The sequence below is a fragment of the Methylobacterium sp. B4 genome (assembly GCF_003201865.1).
GTDB lineage: Bacteria > Pseudomonadota > Alphaproteobacteria > Rhizobiales > Beijerinckiaceae > Methylobacterium.
Genome location: NZ_QJJJ01000014.1, coordinates 52333 through 68948 on the forward strand (window position 1 = coordinate 52333; position 16616 = coordinate 68948).

16 protein-coding genes are annotated in these 16616 nt (G+C 69.5%); 4 read left to right on the forward strand and 12 right to left on the reverse strand.

All coding sequences use genetic code 11. The annotated features are described in order from the left end of the window. Positions 1-7 precede the first annotated feature (7 nt). Both BY998_RS16650 and BY998_RS16655 read left to right on the forward strand, forming a co-directional pair. Positions 8-1279 (forward strand): arsenic transporter, encoded by a 1272-nt coding sequence (locus BY998_RS16650; protein WP_110352729.1) that lies wholly within the window; start codon positions 8-10, stop codon positions 1277-1279. A gap of 10 nt (positions 1280-1289) precedes the next feature. Then, positions 1290-2222 carry a DMT family transporter gene (locus BY998_RS16655; protein WP_110352730.1) on the forward strand — a complete coding sequence of 311 codons (933 nt, stop codon included), beginning with the start codon at positions 1290-1292 and terminating at the stop codon, positions 2220-2222. 9 nt (positions 2223-2231) lie between these two features. Here the strand turns inward: BY998_RS16655 and BY998_RS16660 are convergent, their stop codons facing one another. After that, on the reverse strand, positions 2232-2663 hold the full coding sequence (locus tag BY998_RS16660) for a PaaI family thioesterase (RefSeq protein ID WP_110352731.1): 432 nt from the start codon (positions 2661-2663) through the stop codon (positions 2232-2234). Between the two features lie 42 nt (positions 2664-2705). On the opposite strand from BY998_RS16660, the gene BY998_RS16665 reads away from it, so the two are divergent. After that, positions 2706-3269, forward strand: coding sequence for a CoA-binding protein (locus BY998_RS16665; protein ID WP_110352732.1), 564 nt, complete (start codon positions 2706-2708; stop codon positions 3267-3269). 290 nt (positions 3270-3559) lie between these two features. On the opposite strand, the gene BY998_RS16675 is transcribed toward BY998_RS16665, so the two are convergent. The 3 genes from BY998_RS16675 to BY998_RS16685 form a co-directional block, all read right to left on the reverse strand. Then, positions 3560-3985 carry an organic hydroperoxide resistance protein gene (locus BY998_RS16675; protein WP_110352733.1) on the reverse strand — a complete coding sequence of 142 codons (426 nt, stop codon included), beginning with the start codon at positions 3983-3985 and terminating at the stop codon, positions 3560-3562. A 140-nt stretch (positions 3986-4125) separates the two neighbouring features. Continuing rightward, positions 4126-5388: an MFS transporter gene (locus BY998_RS16680; RefSeq protein WP_110352734.1), complete on the reverse strand. Its 1263-nt coding sequence runs from the start codon at positions 5386-5388 to the stop codon at positions 4126-4128. A 7-nt stretch (positions 5389-5395) separates the two neighbouring features. Next, complete coding sequence (locus BY998_RS16685) at positions 5396-6385, reverse strand: MaoC family dehydratase (RefSeq protein WP_110352735.1); 990 nt, start codon at positions 6383-6385, stop codon at positions 5396-5398. Positions 6386-6658: 273 nt separating this feature from the next. Here BY998_RS16685 and BY998_RS16690 point away from each other — a divergent pair, with 273 nt between their 5' ends. Further along, positions 6659-7777 carry an acyltransferase gene (locus tag BY998_RS16690; RefSeq protein ID WP_110352736.1) on the forward strand — a complete coding sequence of 373 codons (1119 nt, stop codon included), beginning with the start codon at positions 6659-6661 and terminating at the stop codon, positions 7775-7777. 52 nt (positions 7778-7829) lie between these two features. On the opposite strand, the gene BY998_RS16695 is transcribed toward BY998_RS16690, so the two are convergent. The 8 genes from BY998_RS16695 to BY998_RS16730 form a co-directional block, all read right to left on the reverse strand. Beyond that, entirely contained in the window at positions 7830-8801 is a 972-nt protein-coding gene (locus BY998_RS16695) for a type II secretion system F family protein (RefSeq protein ID WP_110352737.1), read from the reverse strand. A gap of 73 nt (positions 8802-8874) precedes the next feature. Then, on the reverse strand, positions 8875-9846 hold the full coding sequence (locus tag BY998_RS16700; RefSeq protein ID WP_110352738.1) for a type II secretion system F family protein: 972 nt from the start codon (positions 9844-9846) through the stop codon (positions 8875-8877). Then, a complete protein-coding gene (locus BY998_RS16705; protein WP_110352739.1) occupies positions 9843-11297 on the reverse strand; it encodes a CpaF family protein in 1455 nt (484 codons plus the stop codon). The genes BY998_RS16700 and BY998_RS16705 overlap by 4 nt, the downstream gene beginning before the upstream one ends. Positions 11298-11344: 47 nt before the next feature. Then, entirely contained in the window at positions 11345-12589 is a 1245-nt protein-coding gene (locus BY998_RS16710) for an AAA family ATPase (RefSeq protein WP_110352740.1), read from the reverse strand. 150 nt (positions 12590-12739) lie between these two features. After that, positions 12740-13486 (reverse strand): CpaD family pilus assembly protein, encoded by a 747-nt coding sequence (locus tag BY998_RS16715; RefSeq protein ID WP_110352741.1) that lies wholly within the window; start codon positions 13484-13486, stop codon positions 12740-12742. A 38-nt stretch (positions 13487-13524) separates the two neighbouring features. Further along, a complete protein-coding gene (locus BY998_RS16720) occupies positions 13525-15012 on the reverse strand; it encodes a type II and III secretion system protein family protein (RefSeq protein ID WP_110352742.1) in 1488 nt (495 codons plus the stop codon). A gap of 11 nt (positions 15013-15023) precedes the next feature. Further along, on the reverse strand, positions 15024-15803 hold the full coding sequence (gene cpaB / locus BY998_RS16725; RefSeq protein WP_110352743.1) for a Flp pilus assembly protein CpaB: 780 nt from the start codon (positions 15801-15803) through the stop codon (positions 15024-15026). A gap of 206 nt (positions 15804-16009) precedes the next feature. After that, complete coding sequence (locus BY998_RS16730) at positions 16010-16528, reverse strand: prepilin peptidase (RefSeq protein ID WP_110352744.1); 519 nt, start codon at positions 16526-16528, stop codon at positions 16010-16012. Positions 16529-16616 lie beyond the last annotated feature (88 nt).

Sequence of the window (16616 nt, forward strand, 5' to 3'; positions counted from 1 at the left end):
GACGACGATGGGCGGCTTCGCGCTCACTCCCCACCTCGCGACCTGGGGGATCGCGGCGCTGGCCACGCTCGGCGTCATCACCCGGCCGATGGGCTGGCCGGAGGCGGTCTGGGCCGTGCTCGGGGCCTCCGCCCTCGTCCTCCTCGGCCTCCTGCCCGTCGGCGCCGCCTGGGATGGGGTGCTCAAGGGCGGCGACGTCTACCTCTTTCTCATCGGCATGATGCTGATGTCCGAGGTCGCCCGGAAGGAGGGCCTGTTCGACTGGCTCGCCGGCCTCGCGGTGCGCGCCGCCCGGGGCTCGGCGACCCGGCTTTTCGCCCTGGTCTACGCCGTCGGCACGCTGGTGACGGTGTTCCTCTCGAACGATGCCTGCGCGGTGGTGCTGACGCCCGCGGTCTACGCGGCGACGCGGGCCGCCAAGGTGCGCGATCCCCTGCCCTACCTCTTCATCTGCGCCTTCATCGCCAACGCAGCGAGCTTCGTCCTGCCGATCTCGAACCCGGCCAACCTCGTCGTCTTCGCCGACGCCATGCCGCCGCTGACGCGCTGGCTCGCGCTGTTCGCCCTGCCCTCCATGCTCGCCATCGCGGCCACCTACGCCGTGCTGCGGATCACGCAAGGCCCGACCCTGCGCGCGCAGAGCGTGGCGACCGAGGTCGAGGGCGCTCCCCTCTCGCGCACCGGGCTCGTGGCGGGCCTCGGCATCGTCGCGACGGGCGCCGTGCTGATCGCCGCCTCGGCCCTCGGGCGCGATCTCGGCCTGCCGACCTTCGCCGCGGGCCTCGCCACGACGTTGATCGTGCTCCTGATGCGGCGCGGCGGCCTCGTGACGGTGGTGCGCGACGTGTCCTGGGGCGTGCTGCCGCTCGTCGCCGGACTGTTCGTGCTGGTCGAGGCCCTGGAGAAGACCGGCCTGCTCGGCCGGATCGCCGAGGGGCTGAAGGCTGCCGTCGGCACCGCGCCGGAGGCGACAGCCTGGGGCGCGGGGGCGCTGGTGGCCGTGCTCTCGAACCTCGTCAACAACCTGCCCGCCGGCCTGATCGCGGGCGCCGCCGTCCAGGCCGCCGCCGTGCCCGAGCGCGTCGCCGGGGCGGTGCTGATCGGCATCGATCTCGGGCCCAACCTTTCGGTGACGGGGTCGCTCGCCACGATCCTCTGGCTCACCGCCCTGCGCCGCGAGGGTATCGACGTGAGCTTCTGGCGCTTCCTGAAACTCGGCGCGCTGGTGATGCCGCCGGCCCTTCTGCTGGCGCTCGCCGGCCTCCTGCTCGCTCCCTGAGGCACGGACCGTGAACGCAGCCCTGCTCTACCCCTTCATCCTCGTCGCCGGTGCGCTTCAGGCGCTCGGCAATTCCATGAACGCGCGACTGCGCGGGGCCATGGTCAATCCCTGGCTGGCTGCAGCGACCTCCTTCGCGCCGATCGTCTTCGTCTTCGTCATCCTGTTCCTGACGATGCCGGTCCCGCTGCCGAGCCCGGACGATCTCGCCCGGATGCCGTGGTACGCGCCGCTCGGCGGCCTCGCCGGGGCCGTGGCGGTGTTCGGCGGTCTGGCCCTCGTCGACAAGGTCGGCGCCGGCCCGTTCAACGGCCTCCTCATCACCGGCAATATCCTCAGCTCGCTGGCGCTGGATGCGTTCGGCCTGTTCGGCCTGAAGGGCGGCGGATGGAAACCGCTGCCCTGGCTCGGCGGCCTGCTGATGGTCGGCGGCATCGTCCTGATCGCCCGCGCGAGCCGCGGCGAGCCCGACCGGGATGGGCAGGACGGCCACGGCCTCAGCGGCCGGCTGCTCTATCCCTTCGTCCTCGGCGCGGGCGCGCTGCAGGCCCTCGGCGTCGTCTGGAACGCGCAGCTGCGCGGCGCCCTGGTCAATCCCTGGCTCGCCGCAGCCGTCTCCTTCGTGCCGATCGTCTTCGTGTTCCTGACCGTTTTCGCGATCCGGCCGACGCCCCTGCCGACCCGCGAGGATCTCTCCGGAATGCCGTGGTGGGCGCCGCTCGGCGGGCTCGCGGGCGCGGTGGCGGTGTTCGGCGGACTGCTCTTCGTCGACACCGTCGGGGCCGGCGCCTTCAACGGGCTGCTGATCACGGCCAATCTCCTGACCTCGATCGCCATCGACCATTTCGGCTGGCTCGGCATGCCGGTCTGCCGTGCCCGGACGGGGCGCCTCGTCGGGGCCGGGCTGATGGTGGGCGGCATCCTGCTGATCTCGGTGGCGTGAGCCGAAAGCTCAACGCCCCGGCGGGATCGAGTAGGTGCCGGTGGCGTGGCAGACGATGTCGTCGGATCCTTTGGTCCGAATCGCCACGTCGCCGACGGCGAGCCGGCGCCCGATCTTGAGCAGACGACACTCGGCGATCAGCCCGCCCTGGCCGGGCCGGCGCAGGAAGTTGAAGCTCAGGTTCGTCGTCACCGCGAGGGCCACGGGTCCGATATTGGAGAGGATCGCCGCGTAGAGCGCATAATCGGCCAGCGCCATCATCGACGGGCCGGAGACGGTGCCGCCGGGGCGCAGGTGGCGCTCGTGATGGTCGAGGCGCATCCGCGCGCGGAGCGGTCCGACCGCCTCCAGATGGTAGTGCCGACCGTCCGCATTCATCTGCGGGAATTCGCGCTCCAGGAACGCGACGGTCTCCTCCAGGCTCATCACGGTCTCGCTCATGCCCGCCTTGCAGCACGCCCGCGCTTGGCGGACAAGAGCGGGATGATCCCGACCCTCGACGGCGCACCCGACGGAATCGCCACCCGGCACGACCGCTACCCGGACGCGCAGATCCGCGCGATCCTGAAACAGGCGCGCTCCATCGCCCTGGTCGGCGCCTCGGCCAACCCGGCCCGGCCGAGCTACATCGTCTTCAAGTATCTCTCCGAACGCGGCTACGGGGTCACGCCGGTCAATCCGGGTCTCGCGGGCCAGACCCTGCTCGGGCGCCCGGTGGTGGGACGGCTCTCCGATTTGGCCGGTCCGGTCGACATGGTCGAGATCTTCCGCAATTCCGCCGCGGCGGGGCCTCTCGTCGACGAGGCGCTGGCGCTTCCGGAACCGCCGAAGGTGATCTGGATGCAGCTCGGCGTGCGCGACGACGCGGCCGCCGCGCGGGCGGAGGCGGCGGGCCTCACGGTCATCATGAACCGCTGCCCGAAGATCGAGTACGGCCGGCTCTCCGGCGAAATCGGCTGGACAGGGGTCAATTCCCGCATCCTCAGCGCGAAGAAGCCGCAGATGGCCAGGGGCGGGGTGCAGAAGCGGACGATCGAGGGGACGTGAGCCGGGCCTGAGAGCCGGCAGAGCGGGGTCCCGGTCATCACCGACGACATCGCCGAGGACCCGGCCTTCCGAGAACACCACACCCCCGCCGAGTACGGCTTCCAGAGCTAGATCTCGATGCCCATCGTGCTGCCGGACGGGACGTTCCAACGCATCGGTGACCCGTAGCTCCGCCGACACGCTGCCGATCGATCCCGGATCGCCCCCTGCAACGGGCGATCCGGTGCCCTCTCGTCGCTCACGAGAGGAGGCCCTCGGACGGAGGGCCTCCCGCGATCATCGATCGGGCGTCACGCCAGCGTCAGCCCGACATCCACATTACCCCGCGTGGCGTTGGAATACGGGCAGATCTGATGCGCCGCCTCGACGAGGCGCTCGGCGTCGGCGCGCTCGAGGCCGGGGAGGCTGACCTTGAGGTCGGCGGTGATGCCGAAGCCGCCCTCGGAGCGCGGGCCAATGCCGACATTCGCGGTGACGGTTGTGTCGGCGGGCACCTTCAGCTTGAGCTGGCCGCCGGCCACCTTGAGGGCGCCGATGAAGCAGGCGGAGTAGCCCGCCGCGAAGAGCTGCTCCGGGTTGGCACCGGGGCCGCCCGCGCCGCCGAGTTCTTTCGGGGTCGAGAGCTGGACCTGGAAGCTGCCGTCCTCGGTGCGGGCGGAGCCGTCGCGGCCGCCCGTGGCGGAGGCGGTGGTGCGGTACTTCACATCGACGGTCATGGGCTGTCCTCGTGATCGGGGTTCGAACGCGGCCGATCGGTTCGGCTTGCTACAGAGATAGCGCGCATGTGAATTGTGCGCAATCTATATCGTCGCTCTCGGGCCATGTCTCCGTTGCAGAGCCGGCTGCGGAGCCTCGATCAGCCGCCCCGACCCGTCTCCGGCATGGCCGCGACCGCGGCGAGGCTGATCCCGGCGGCGAGACCGAGATAGAGCCCGACTGAGCCGATGCCGCCCCAACCGACCAGCCATTGCGCAGCGAGCGGCGCTCCGGAGGCGCCGACGATGCCGGCGAGGTTGTAGGTCACCGAGGCGCCGGTGTAGCGCACCCGGGTCGGGAACAACTCGGGCAGGAGCGCGCCCATCGGCCCGAAGATCCAGCCCATGGCGAAGAGTGCGAGGCAGAGGAAGCCGAGCACGAGGGCGGGCTCGCCGCTGCCGAGCATCGGCCCGAGCGCCGCCCCGAGCCCGGCCGTGACGAGGAGGCCCGAGAGCATGACGGGCTTGCGCCCGAAGCGGTCGGCGGCGAGCCCCGAGAGCGGGATCGACAGCGCCATGAACAGGATCGCGACGCACTCGAACAGCAGGAAGGTCTTTCGCGGGTAGCCGAGCGTGGCGGTGCCGTAGCTCAGCGCGAACACGGTCGAGAGGTAGAAGACGGCGTAGGCCGCCACCATGGCCAGCGTCCCGAGCAGCGTCGCCCTGAGATGCGCGGAGAAGATCGTGGCGAGCGGCACCCGCTCCGGTGGCGCCTGTTCGAGCGCGGCGCGGAAGGCAGGGGTCTCGGTCAGCTTGAGGCGCACGTAGAGCCCGACGCCGACGAGGGCGGCGGAAGCCAGGAAGGGCAGCCTCCAGCCCCAGGCCTCGAAATCCGCCGGGCTCAAGGACACGCTGAGCCCGAGGAACAGCAGGTTGGCGGCAATGAAGCCGATCGGCGCGCCGAGTTGCGGGAAGATGCCGTAGAGGGCGCGGCGCCCCGGCGGGGCGTTCTCGACCGCGAGCAGAGCCGCCCCGCCCCACTCGCCGCCGAAGCCGACGCCCTGGCCGAAGCGCAGCAGGCAGAGCAGGGCCGGCGCCCACCATCCGATCGACGCGTAGCCCGGCAGGCAGCCGATCAGGACGGTGGAGAGCCCCATGATCATCAGCGAGGCGACCAGCGTCGCCTTGCGCCCGACCCGGTCGCCGAAATGCCCGAAGGCCGCGGCACCGACGGGGCGCGCCAGGAAGGCGATGGCGAAGGTGGCGAAGGCCTGGAGCGTCTGTACGCCGGGCTCGCCCTGGGGGAAGAAGATCGGACCGATCACCAGCGCGGCGGCGGTGGCGTAGATGTAGAAGTCGTAGAACTCGATCGCGGTGCCGACGAAGCTCGCGGTGAGGATGCGGCGGGCGGAAGGCGGGTTCATCGGCGCGTCACGGCTCCCACTGCCAGAAGACCGAGCCGGTGAAGGCGAAGACTGGCTCGCCGCGCTGGTTCTGCGCCGTGTTGTGGTGGGTGGCGATGCCCCAGCCCGGCCGCGAGGCGGATGCCCGCCGGTCCACGAGGCGGCTGGCGTAGCGGATCGTGTCGCCGGCATAGACCGGGCGCAGCCATTGCAGGTCCTTGAAGCCCGGCGAGGGTCCGAGTTGCGGCACGGGTCCGGAGCGGGCGGTGAAGGCGATGTCCCGGGCAAAGGTCGCATTGAGCCGCTTCATCCATACGGCGGCGGTCTGCCAGCCCGAGGCGCAGAGCGCACCGAAATGCGTGGCGCGGGCGGCCTCCGCATCGAGATGGAAGACCTGCGGATCGTAGGCGCGGGCGAAGGCGACGATCGCTTCCGCCTCGAAGCGGTGGGCGCCGAGATCGCGGGTCATGCCGATCTCCGCCTGCCCGAGGAAGGACAGACGCTCGGCGTCCTCGGGCTCCGGCACCGATCCCGATTCCGACGCCAGCTCCACGGTGCGCGGGGCCGGCACCGCGCCCGCCCGGGCGAACAGTACGGCGAAATCCTGCGTCATTACCGTCTCGCCGCGCCCGTTCTTCAGCGTCATGGCGAGGCGGGCCATGCCGCGGTCGGGCTTCGAGGCGGAAGGGCGCACCTCCTCGACCCGGATCGTCGCGCTCAGCGAATCCCCCGGCAGGACCGGCCTGACCCAGCGCAGGGCCGTGATCCCCGGCGAGCCCATCGAGGTCGAGCGCGAGATCAGCGCTTCCGCGAGCAGGCGCATGCCGAGCGCCGCCGTCTGCCAGCCTGAGCCGATCAGCGTGCCGACGAAGGTGTTCGTTGCCGCCGCCTCGTCGAGGTGGAAGGGCTGCGGATCGTAGTCCCGCGCGAAGGCCACGAGTTCGTCGCGCGTCACGCGGATCGGTCCGGCCTCGTAGGTCTGGCCGGGGGAGAGATCGTCGAGGGTGAGCAGGGCCATGGAAAGCGAGCGTCGCGAGAGGAGTCGAGCGTGGCTACAGCATCGGACGCGGGCGCGCATCCCGGGCCGGAGCCGGCCAGCCGTGACGGCGGCGGCTTGCCGGGCGTCGTCCCAGGCCTCACACCACCCAGCGGGGCGCGGCCATTAACCCTGCGCCAGGATGCGTAGTGTGGCCCTCGGCGAAGGGGGCGCGCGATCCGTTACAGTGACGGCGAACGGCGATCCCCGGGCGTCCACCGTCACGCGGACGAAGGATCCGGGTCAGGGACGATCATGCTCGACCGGAAGGCACGGGAAATCCAGCTCGACGTCATCCGCGGCGTCGCGATCCTCTTGGCGATGGGCTGGCACCTCAACGGCGGCAGCATGAATCTGGCCGTCAGCGACGTCTGGCTGCACCCGGGCCGGGTGATCGGCTGGGCGGGCGTCGACCTGTTCTTCGTGCTGAGCGGCTTCCTCGTCGGCGGCCTCGTCATCCGCGAGGTGAGCGCGACCCGGGCCTTCGACTACCGGCGCTTCCTGATCCGGCGCGCCTTCCGGCTCTGGCCCGTCCTCTACGTCTATCTCGCGGTGCAGGTAGTGCTGACCGACCGGTCGTGGACGAGCTTCGTTCCCCAGGTTTTCCTTCACGTCCAGAACTACTTCGAGACGCCGCTGCTCCACCTCTGGTCGCTCGCCGTCGAGGAGCAGTTCTACCTGCTGATCGGTCTGTCCCTGCCCTTCCTGGCGCGCCTGCGCCTGACCGCCCACCATGTCCTGGCGGGACTCGTCGCCATCGTCCTGGTGACGTGGCTCTTGCGTCCCCTCGCGGCGCTGGCGGGAATCGATCCGCACGCGCTCCAGGTTCAAACACAGTACCGGCTCGACGGCCTCGCCCTCGGCGTCGCCCTCGCGCTCCTGGCGCAGCGCTTTCCGGAACGCTACGCCCGGCTCGCGCGCCCGCGCCTCCTCAACCTCGCCGCGGCGCTCGCGGCCTTCACCGCCCTGTTCTGGATGACCGACGACCTCGCCCGCGCCGCCTTCGGCTATACGCTGGCCGCGATCGGCTCCGCCTTCGCGATCCTCGCCATCCACGGAAGCCGGAACCGGTTCTTCGCCTCGCCGCCGGCGCGGCTCGTGGCAATCATCGGCCTTTATTCCTATCCCATGTATATCTGGCACAACGGCATCGGCAACCGGATCACACCGCGGCTGGCCGAGATGGCGGGCATCACCAGCCCGGATCTCGTGGTGATCGCGAAATACGCGCTCTCGATCGGGCTCGCGATCGTCATCGGGCTCGCGATCGAACAGCCCTTCATGCGGCTGCGAGACCGGCTGTTCTCGCGCGGCCCGACCCGGGCCGTCGAACCCGTCGCCGGCGTGGCCGCCCCCGGTCTCAACCGCCCCTGACGGCGATCCGACGCGAGGCGCCTCCCGCTCGATGCGGACGCGCCGGCCCGCCTCACTTCATCATGGAGAAGGCCTGGATGCCGGCGGGCGTGAGGATCACCACGAACAGCACCGGCAGGAAGAACAGGATCATCGGCACCGTGAGCTTCGGCGGCAGGGCGGCGGCCTTCTTCTCGGCCTCCGTCATGCGGTGATCCCGGCTCTCTTGCGCGAGCACGCGCAGAGCCTGTCCCAACGGCGTGCCGTAGCGCTCGGCCTGCATCAGCGCCGTGGTGAGCGATTTCACGATGTCGAGGCCGGTGCGCAGAGCGAGGTTCTCGTAGGCCACCCGGCGCTCAGGCAAGTAAGACAGCTCCGCGGTCAGGAGCGCCAACTCCTCGCCCAGCGCCACCGACTGGCTCGCGATCTCGACGCTGACCCGACGGAAGGCGTTCTCGATCGACATGCCGGATTCGACGCAGATCAGGCACAGGTCGAGCGTGTCGGGCCAGCCCCGCCGGATCTCCGCCTGCCGCTTCGAGGTGATGTTCGACAGGTAGACCTCCGGCAACTTGAAGCCGACGAAGGCCGCGACGAGGACGATGCCGAGCCGGACGATGACGGGCTGATCGAGCACCTCCAGCACGAACATGTAGAAGAGCCCGCCCAGGGTCAGGACGATCGGCATCACGAGGCGGAAGAACAGGAACGCCGTCTCCGCCCCGGCGCCGCGATAGCCCGCCATGGTCAGCTTGGTCTTGGCGGTGTTCGTGCCGAGCCAGCGGTTCAGAGCCAGCTGCTCCACGACCCGCTTCATGTAGGCCTTCGGCTCGGAGCGCAGGGAGACGCGGTTGTTGAGCCGCTCACGCTCGCGCTGGCGGATCAGCTCGCGCTCGTCGCTGACGAGCTTCATGCGTTTGCCGAGCTGATCGGTCTCGATCAGCGGCTGGACCAGGGTGAAGACCGTGGCCGCCGCGGCGATGCCGATCAGCACCGTCGCGAGGCTGCGGGGGCTGAGCGCGGCGTTGACGACATCATCCAGCATCGGTGTTCGATTCCGCCCATCCATCGCGGCCCGGCTGCCGAGAGCCGGCCCACCATCCTCGGCAAAGTGTGCTTCAGATGTCGAAGCTGATCATCTTCTTCATCACGAGGATGCCGACCAGCATCCACAGGCCGGAGACCACGAGGGCGATCTTGCCGACCGCGGTCGTCCACAGGAGCGCGGTGTAGTCCGGGCTCGACAGGTAGGTGGTGAAGGCGACGAAGAACGGCAGGGCGCCGATGATGTAGGCCGAGACCTTGGCCTCCATGCTCATCGCCTTGATCTTACCGGACATCTTCTTGCGCTCGCGCAGCACCCGCGACAGGTTTCCGAGCGCCTCCGACAGGTTGCCGCCGGCCTTCTGCTGAATGCCGATGACGACGGCGAAGAAGTTCACCTCGGTCACCGGCACCCGCTCGTACATGCGCAGGATCGCGTCCCCCATCGGAATGCCGAGCGTCTGCGCCTCGATCGCGACCCGGAACTCGCTCTTCAGGGGCTCCTTCGCCTCGCGGGAGATCATGCGCAGGCAGTCGCCCAGCGGGATTCCGGAGCGCAGGCCGCGCACCACCACGTCCATGGCGTTGGGCAATTCCTCGATGAAGGCGGCGATGCGCCGCTTCTGCAGGTGCTTGAGCATCCAAGAAGGCAACCCGAGCCCGCCGGCGAACAGGGCGAGGAGCGCGATGAAGGGGCTCTCCGAGACGACGAAGATCCCGGAGGCGAGGATGACGCCGGACATCGCGGAGACAAGGTAGAATTTGCGGCGCGTCCAATCGAGCCCGGCCCGGGCGAGGCGCAGTTCGAGGGTGACCTTGGTCTTGTCCTTCTTCGCCTCGATCTCCTTCAGGCTCTTGGCGACCTGTTCGCGCCGGTTGGCCGCCGCGCCGCGCTCGGCCAGGCTCACCTTCGGCTGGCCCAGGGCCTTCCGGCGCTGCTCAGCCCGCTTCTCTCCCGAGAGGTAGGGAAGCAGGAAGACGTAGGCGACCGCGCCCGCGGCGATTGCCGCGAGCCCCGCCGCCAGCGGCGCGTTGAGCGCGCTCACGGGGCCTCCTCCGCGGGTGCCGCGGCGGCATCGAGGGCGGCGGCGAGCGCCCGCTCCTCGCCGTAATAGCGCGCCCGCTCCCAGAAGCGCGGACGGCCGATCCCGGTGGAGCGATGGCGGCCGATCAGGCGGCCGTTGGCGTCCTCGCCGAGCACGTCGTAGACGAGCAGATCCTGGGTGATGATGACATCGCCCTCCATGCCCATCACCTCCGTGACGTGGGTGATGCGGCGCGAGCCGTCGCGCAGGCGCATCGCCTGAATGATCACGTCGACCGAGCCGGTGATCATCTCGCGCAGCGTCCGCGAGGGCAGCGAGAAGCCGCCCATGGTGATCATCGACTCGATGCGGGCGAGGCATTCGCGCGGCGAGTTGGCGTGCAGCGTGCCCATCGAGCCGTCATGGCCGGTGTTCATCGCCTGGAGCAGGTCGAAGGCCTCCGGTCCGCGCACCTCGCCGACGATGATCCGCTCGGGCCGCATGCGCAGGCAGTTCTTCACGAGGTCGCGCATGGAGACCTGCCCCTGGCCTTCCAGGTTCGGGGGCCGAGTCTCCAACCGCACCACGTGGGGCTGCTGGAGCTGGAGCTCGGCGGCGTCCTCGCAGGTGATGATGCGCTCGTCGTTCTCGATGAAGGCGGTGAGGCAGTTGAGCAGCGTCGTCTTGCCCGAGCCGGTGCCCCCCGAGATCACGACGTTGCAGCGGACCTTGCCGATGATCTGCAGGATCTTCGCGCCCTCCGGCGAGATCGCCCCGAAGCGCACGAGCTGGTCGAGGGTGAGCTTGTCCTTCTTGAACTTTCGGATGGTCAGCGCCGGCCCGTCGATGGCGAGTGGGGGCGCGATCACGTTGACGCGGGAGCCGTCGGGCAGGCGCGCGTCGCAGATCGGCGAGGCCTCGTCGACACGCCGGCCGACCTGACTGACGATGCGCTGGCAAATGTTCATCAGCTGCTGGTTGTCGCGGAAGCGCACGGAGGTGAGCTGGATCTTGCCACCGACCTCGATGAAGGTCCGGTCGGCCCCGTTCACCATCACGTCGGCGATGTCGTCGCGGGCGAGCAACGGCTCCAGCGGGCCGTAGCCGAGCACGTCGTTGCAGATGTCGTCGAGCAGCTCCTCCTGCTCGGCGATCGACAGCACGATGTTCTTGAGCCCGATGATCTCCGAGACGATGTCCCGGATCTCCTCGCGCGCCGCCTCGCCGTCGAGCCGGGCGAGCTGCGCGAGGTCGATGGCCTCGATCAGCGCGCCGAAGATCATGCTCTTGGTGCGGAAATACTCTTCCGACCGGGGCTGCGCCACCACAGGGGCCGAGCGGCTCGGCGGCGGTTCCGGCCGCGCGCGCTCCACCTCCTGCTGGAGGACCGGCGGAGGGGCTTTGACCGCGGGGCCGTCAACCGGAACGACCGGAGCGGGAGCCGATGCGGCGGTGGAGCGTCGACCGAACATGGCGCCGCAGCCTCAGCGGGATCGAGGGGAAGGATCGGGACGCACGGTCAGGACGCCTTCTTGCGGGTCAACCGAGCGAGCAGAGGCTCGAGCAGGTTGGCCCGGGCGCGCCGGATCTCGGCCCGGCCGGTCACCGCGGCGGCGAGTTCCGAGAAGATCTCGGCGGGCTTGGCGCCGGCCTGGACCTCGGCGATCATCTGGCCGTTATTGGCCGCGGTGCCGAACAGGGCGGGCTCGAAGGGGATCACCGCCTGGAGCGGCACGTCGAGTGCCTTGGCGAACTCGGCCGCGGCGATTTCCGGGCGCTTCGGCACGCCGACGCCGTTGAGGAGCACCCGCGCCTGCGCATCGTTGGGGCGCTGCTGCTGGAGCAAGGCGAGCAGGTTCTTGACGTTGCGCAGGCTCGCGAGGTCCGGCGAGGCGACGATAAGGATCTCGTCGGCGCCGATGAGGACGCGGCGGCTCCAGGCCGACCAGTGGTGCGGCACGTCGAGGACGATGCAGGGCACCGCGAGGCGCAGCAGGTCGATGAGCGCGTCGAAGGCCGGCTCGGTCAGGTCGACCGTGCGGTCGAGGGTGGCCGGCGCTGAGAGCAGGGCGAGGTTGTCGGCGCATTTCGACAGCAGGCGGTCCAGCAGATTGGAGTCCAGGCGCTCGGGCGCGAACACCGCCTCGGCAATGCCCTGGGGCGGATCCTGGTTGAAGTTGAGGCTCGCCGTGCCGAAGGCGATGTCGAGATCCGCGATCACCGTGGCGGTGCCGTGCTCGCGGGCCACCGTCCAGGCGAGGTTGTGGGCGACCGTCGAACTGCCGCTGCCGCCCCGGGCTCCGTAGACGGCGATCGTCCGGCCGACCGGCTTGGCGCCGGGCGCCGTGAACAGGTCCGAGACCGCCGCGATCAGGTCCACGGCCGCGACCGGCGCCATCAAATATTCGCTGACGCCCCGCTGGATGAACTGCCGGTAGAGCAGAACGTCGTTGACATGGCCGATCACGAGCACCTTCGTGCCCTCGTCGCAGACCTCGGCGAGTTGGTCGAGGCATTCGAGCGGGCGCGACTTCAGGGCCACGAACTCGATCAGGATGACGTTGGGCGTGGGCGCGTGCCGGTAGGCCTCGACGGCCGCGGCACCGCCGCCCATCTGTACCTTGACGTGCGCCTTCTGCAGCCGCCGGTCCGAGGCGACGCCCTCGATCATCGCGGCGGTTTCCGGCGCCTCGCAGAAGGCCTGGATCGTGATCCGGGGCACCGGTGCGATGATGCGCTCTGGGGCCTCAGGAGTGTCCGGCATGACGCGTGGCTTCCGGTTCGGGGCCGTGACGGCAGAGAGGGAATCGGTGGTGGGGAGCCGGGCCGGCTCCCGTTGCGATCGGAGAGGGATGGTGCCCCGGCCCGTCGTCCTCGGTCGGACGCGCCGGGAGCCGATCCCCGAACGGACGGATCAGTTGCTCTTCACGGAGTTGCTGACGTTCGTCTGTCCATCCTGCCGCCATTGGGTTGACGGATCCTTGCCCTCGCGGAGCTGGCCGATGTCCTGGGTGCGGCGAACCGAGTCGATGCGCCCCTCCGGCCTTCCGCGCACGAGGTCGATCGGATCGGCGACCTGGGAAGCGAAGTTGGCCTGCGTGGCGCAGCCGAGATTCCAGGTCGGCTCGTTCGACCAGTCGGCGCGCACGTCGCTGACGCCGAGGTCGCGGGGCCAGAGCCCGCACTTGTCGGCGACCTTCGCCTGCATGCGCTGGAAGCTCAGGCGCAGGGGCGAGGCCAGGGTCGGGTTGGCGATCGGGTAGGCGGTCAGCTGGAGGCCGCGGGCCGGCACGCCCATCTCGGCGGCGAGGTGGCGGATCGCTGCGCCAGTGCGCTCGACCGGGCCGGCCAGTCCGGGCGAGACGCCGCGGGGCATCTCCACGAGCAGGACGCCCCGGCCGTAGCGGCGGTACTCGGTCAGGAACGACTCGAGATCGGCGCGCTGCCGGGGATCGATATGGCCGATGCCGGTGGGAAAGATGTCGAGCGTGCGCTCGCCGTCGGCCAGCACGATCGGATGACGGGTGCGCACGTCGATCGGGTAGGTCGAGCCGGTGGTAGCGACGCGGTCCGCGCGGCAGGCTCCGAGGAGCCCCGCGACGAGGAGGACGGCGACCGCCGGGCGAAGGCGCGAGGCGCGGCTGTGGGAAGGGCTGGACATCGGACTTCGATCCTGGTTCGGGCGCCGTCGGTCGGTCGTCAGTCGGCGATGAAGCCGACGCGGCCGCGATAGGAGGGTCCGAGCGTGCTGCCGCCGACCGTTCCGTAGATCTTGTTGAGCCGACCGAGCAGCACCGCCTGCCCGTCGGGCGCGTCGACGAAGCCGTCGTCGGGCCGCTGCACCTGGCGCGCCTCCATGGGCTGCGCGATGTAGGGGGTGACCATGATCATCAGCTCGGTCTCGTCGCGCTGGTAATCGCGCGAGCGGAACAGGGCACCGAGGATGGGAAGGTTCATCAGGCCGGGCAGGCCGTTGACCGTCCCCTTGCTCTTCTGCTGGATCAGGCCGGCGGTCATCATGGTCGCGCCGGAGGCGAGTTCGACCGTCGTCTCCGAATTGCGCCGGGTCGTTGCGGGGACGGGCACGACACGCCCGTTCAGGTTGTAGCTGAAGGCGTTCTGCGGATCGAGTTCCGTGACATCCGTGGCCACTCGGATCGAGATACGGTTCTCGGCGAGCACCACTGGCGTGAATGCGAGACTGACGCCGTAGGGCTTATAGGTGAGCGAAACGGTGCAGGCTGCGCTGGCGGCTGACCCGACCGAACAATTGGAGGGAACCGGGATCTCACCGCCGGCGGTAAACTTGGCGGCTTCGCCAGAGATCGCCGTCAGGGTCGGTTCAGCGAGGATGCGTGACACGCCGGCTTGCTCGAAGGCGCGCAGGGTGGCCTGGAGCGAGAAGCCGCCGGAGCGGACTGAGGCGGTGAGCGCATTGCCGGCGGGCGAGTAGGCGCCTGTCAGGGGAAAGCCGGTGTTGTTCGTCAGAAAGTTGCCGTCCGCGCCGAGCGGGTTGAGCGCAGACCAGTTGCCTGTCGTGCTGATGCCGAACTGCTTCAGCACCGTGCGCGCCACCTCCACGACAGTGACGCGGATCATCACCTGATCCTTGTTGCGAATCGTCAGGTTGTTGATGACTGCGCCGCGCGTCGACGCCCCGGCGGCGATTCCGACGAAGGCGTTGGCGATATCGATCGCCTGTTGCGCCTCCGAGGCCGAGTTGACGCTGCCCGAGAGCACGAGCGAATCGCCGACCGCCTTCACGTCGAATCGGCCGCCGGGCAGGCTCTGCATCAGAGATTGGCGCAGGATGTTGATGTCGCGGGCGATGGTGACGTCGAGCGAGGCAATCTGGCGTCCGTCCGCGTCCATCACGAAGATCGACGTCGCGCCGTTGTCGATGCCGATCAGGAACAGCTTGCGGCTGGAGCGGACCACGGCGTTGGCCACGGCCGGGTTGGCGACGAAGACCTCCTTGGCGTCCCGCGGCAGGTCGACGATGAGGGAGCGGCCCTTGCTCAGCTCGACCCGGCGCGACACCGCGGCCTCGTTCGGACCGATCGTCAGCACGGGCGAGCTGCCGGAAGGACCGATTTGCGCGAAGGCCGGATTGGCGAAGACCGCCGCGAGGCAGGCACCGGAGAGAAGAGCGAGAGCGATCCCGCGGAGACGATTGTCGGGCGTCATCGGTCCTGTCCTCACCGGCGCTGCTGACGGGCGACGCCGAAGCGCACCACCGTCAAGGCCCCGTCCGATCGCACGTCCTCCTCGGTGACGGAGGCCGTGCGGTTCGAATCCTGAATGCTGCGCAGCACGAGGGCGAGTTGCCCCACCTTCTGCGCCAGCGTGACGGTCTCGGCCTGGGAGGGCGTCAGGGCCAGCGTCGCGGTTTCCGCCGTCACGACGTTGGCGCCGCCCTTCTCTTGAACGATCTGCCCGACGGCGAGCACCCGGATATCGGTCAGCAGCGTCTCGGCGAACTGCTCGCTACCCTCGTTGCTGGTCTTGATGACGTCCACGTGGTCGTTGGGCAGGATGAAGCCGCCCGCCGAACTCGACCCGCGGGTATCGGTGGTGATCGCGACCGCGCGCATGCCGGAAGGCAGGATCGCCGACATGAAGCCGCTGCCCGCCTTGACCAGGCGCTCGGGCCGGATCGGCTCGTTGGCGGAAAAGTTCGTGCGGATGATCGAGCCGACGGCGTCGTCGAGGCCCTTCGGCGCGGCGCGGCGGTCGATCAGGCCGGGCGAGATCGCCTGCTCCGGCCAAGGCATCCAGCGCAAATCCTCGGGCTTGAGGGTCTGGCCCATGGGCAGTTCTGCGGCAGCGACCAGGATCTCGCTCATCGGAACCGGCGTGACGGCGGGCTCGACCCGGGCGACTGGCTCCGGCGCCTTCTCCTCGCCGCTCATCAGCAGCGCGGCGCCGCAGCCTGCGAGGATCGCGATGCCGAGAACGGCGAGACGGGCTGGTTTCATGGCGGGCGCGTGGACCGTAGCAACGGCTTACCGCCGTCCGGTTCCAGAGATGGCACCGCAATCGTCAAATTAAGGTTAACGGTCTGTCACCGCGCGGCTTTCCACGGGTTTCACCGGCTCACGCGAGGACGGCGCCCATGACAAAAGGACCGCCTTCGCGGCGGCCCTTTTGTTCCGTTTGCGGCAAGCCGCGGTCGCGGCCGCCATCACATCGGCATCAGGCTTTCCAGCCCGACGACGTTCGGCAGCACGAGCAGCGCGGCGGCAGCGAGCGCGATGCCGTAGGGGATCCCGGTCTTCTGATCGTGCAGGTGCACGGCGAAGGGGAGCCGCAGCGTCACTCTCGGAAGCGGGTAGGCGCGGGCGTAGAGAATGGCGAGCGTCAGGACTCCGCCGAGGATCGAGGCGACGACGACGTATTCGGCCAAGTGTTCGATGCCCAGCCAGAGCGCCGTGCCCGCAGCTAGTTTGGCGTCGCCGCCACCCATCCAACCCCGGGCGAACATGACGAACGCGACGACGAGCGTCAGCGCCCCCGCAGCCACGTGGAAGGAGATTTCGCTCCACGTCATGCCCGAGAAGACGGCGTACGGCACGAAACCCGCAACGACCAAGCCGGTGATCCGATTGGAAATGCGCATCGTCAGAAGGTCGCTGGCGGCTGCGTAGGCCATCAGGAACGGAAAGACGATGCAGAGCAGAAGGTAGGAAGCGGTCGCCAACATTGCGTTGAACTTTCGCGGAGCGGACGCTGTCAGATCGAGAGGCCGACCCGGACCGGTCGGCTGCCATCATGCCGCGATCGAAACATCG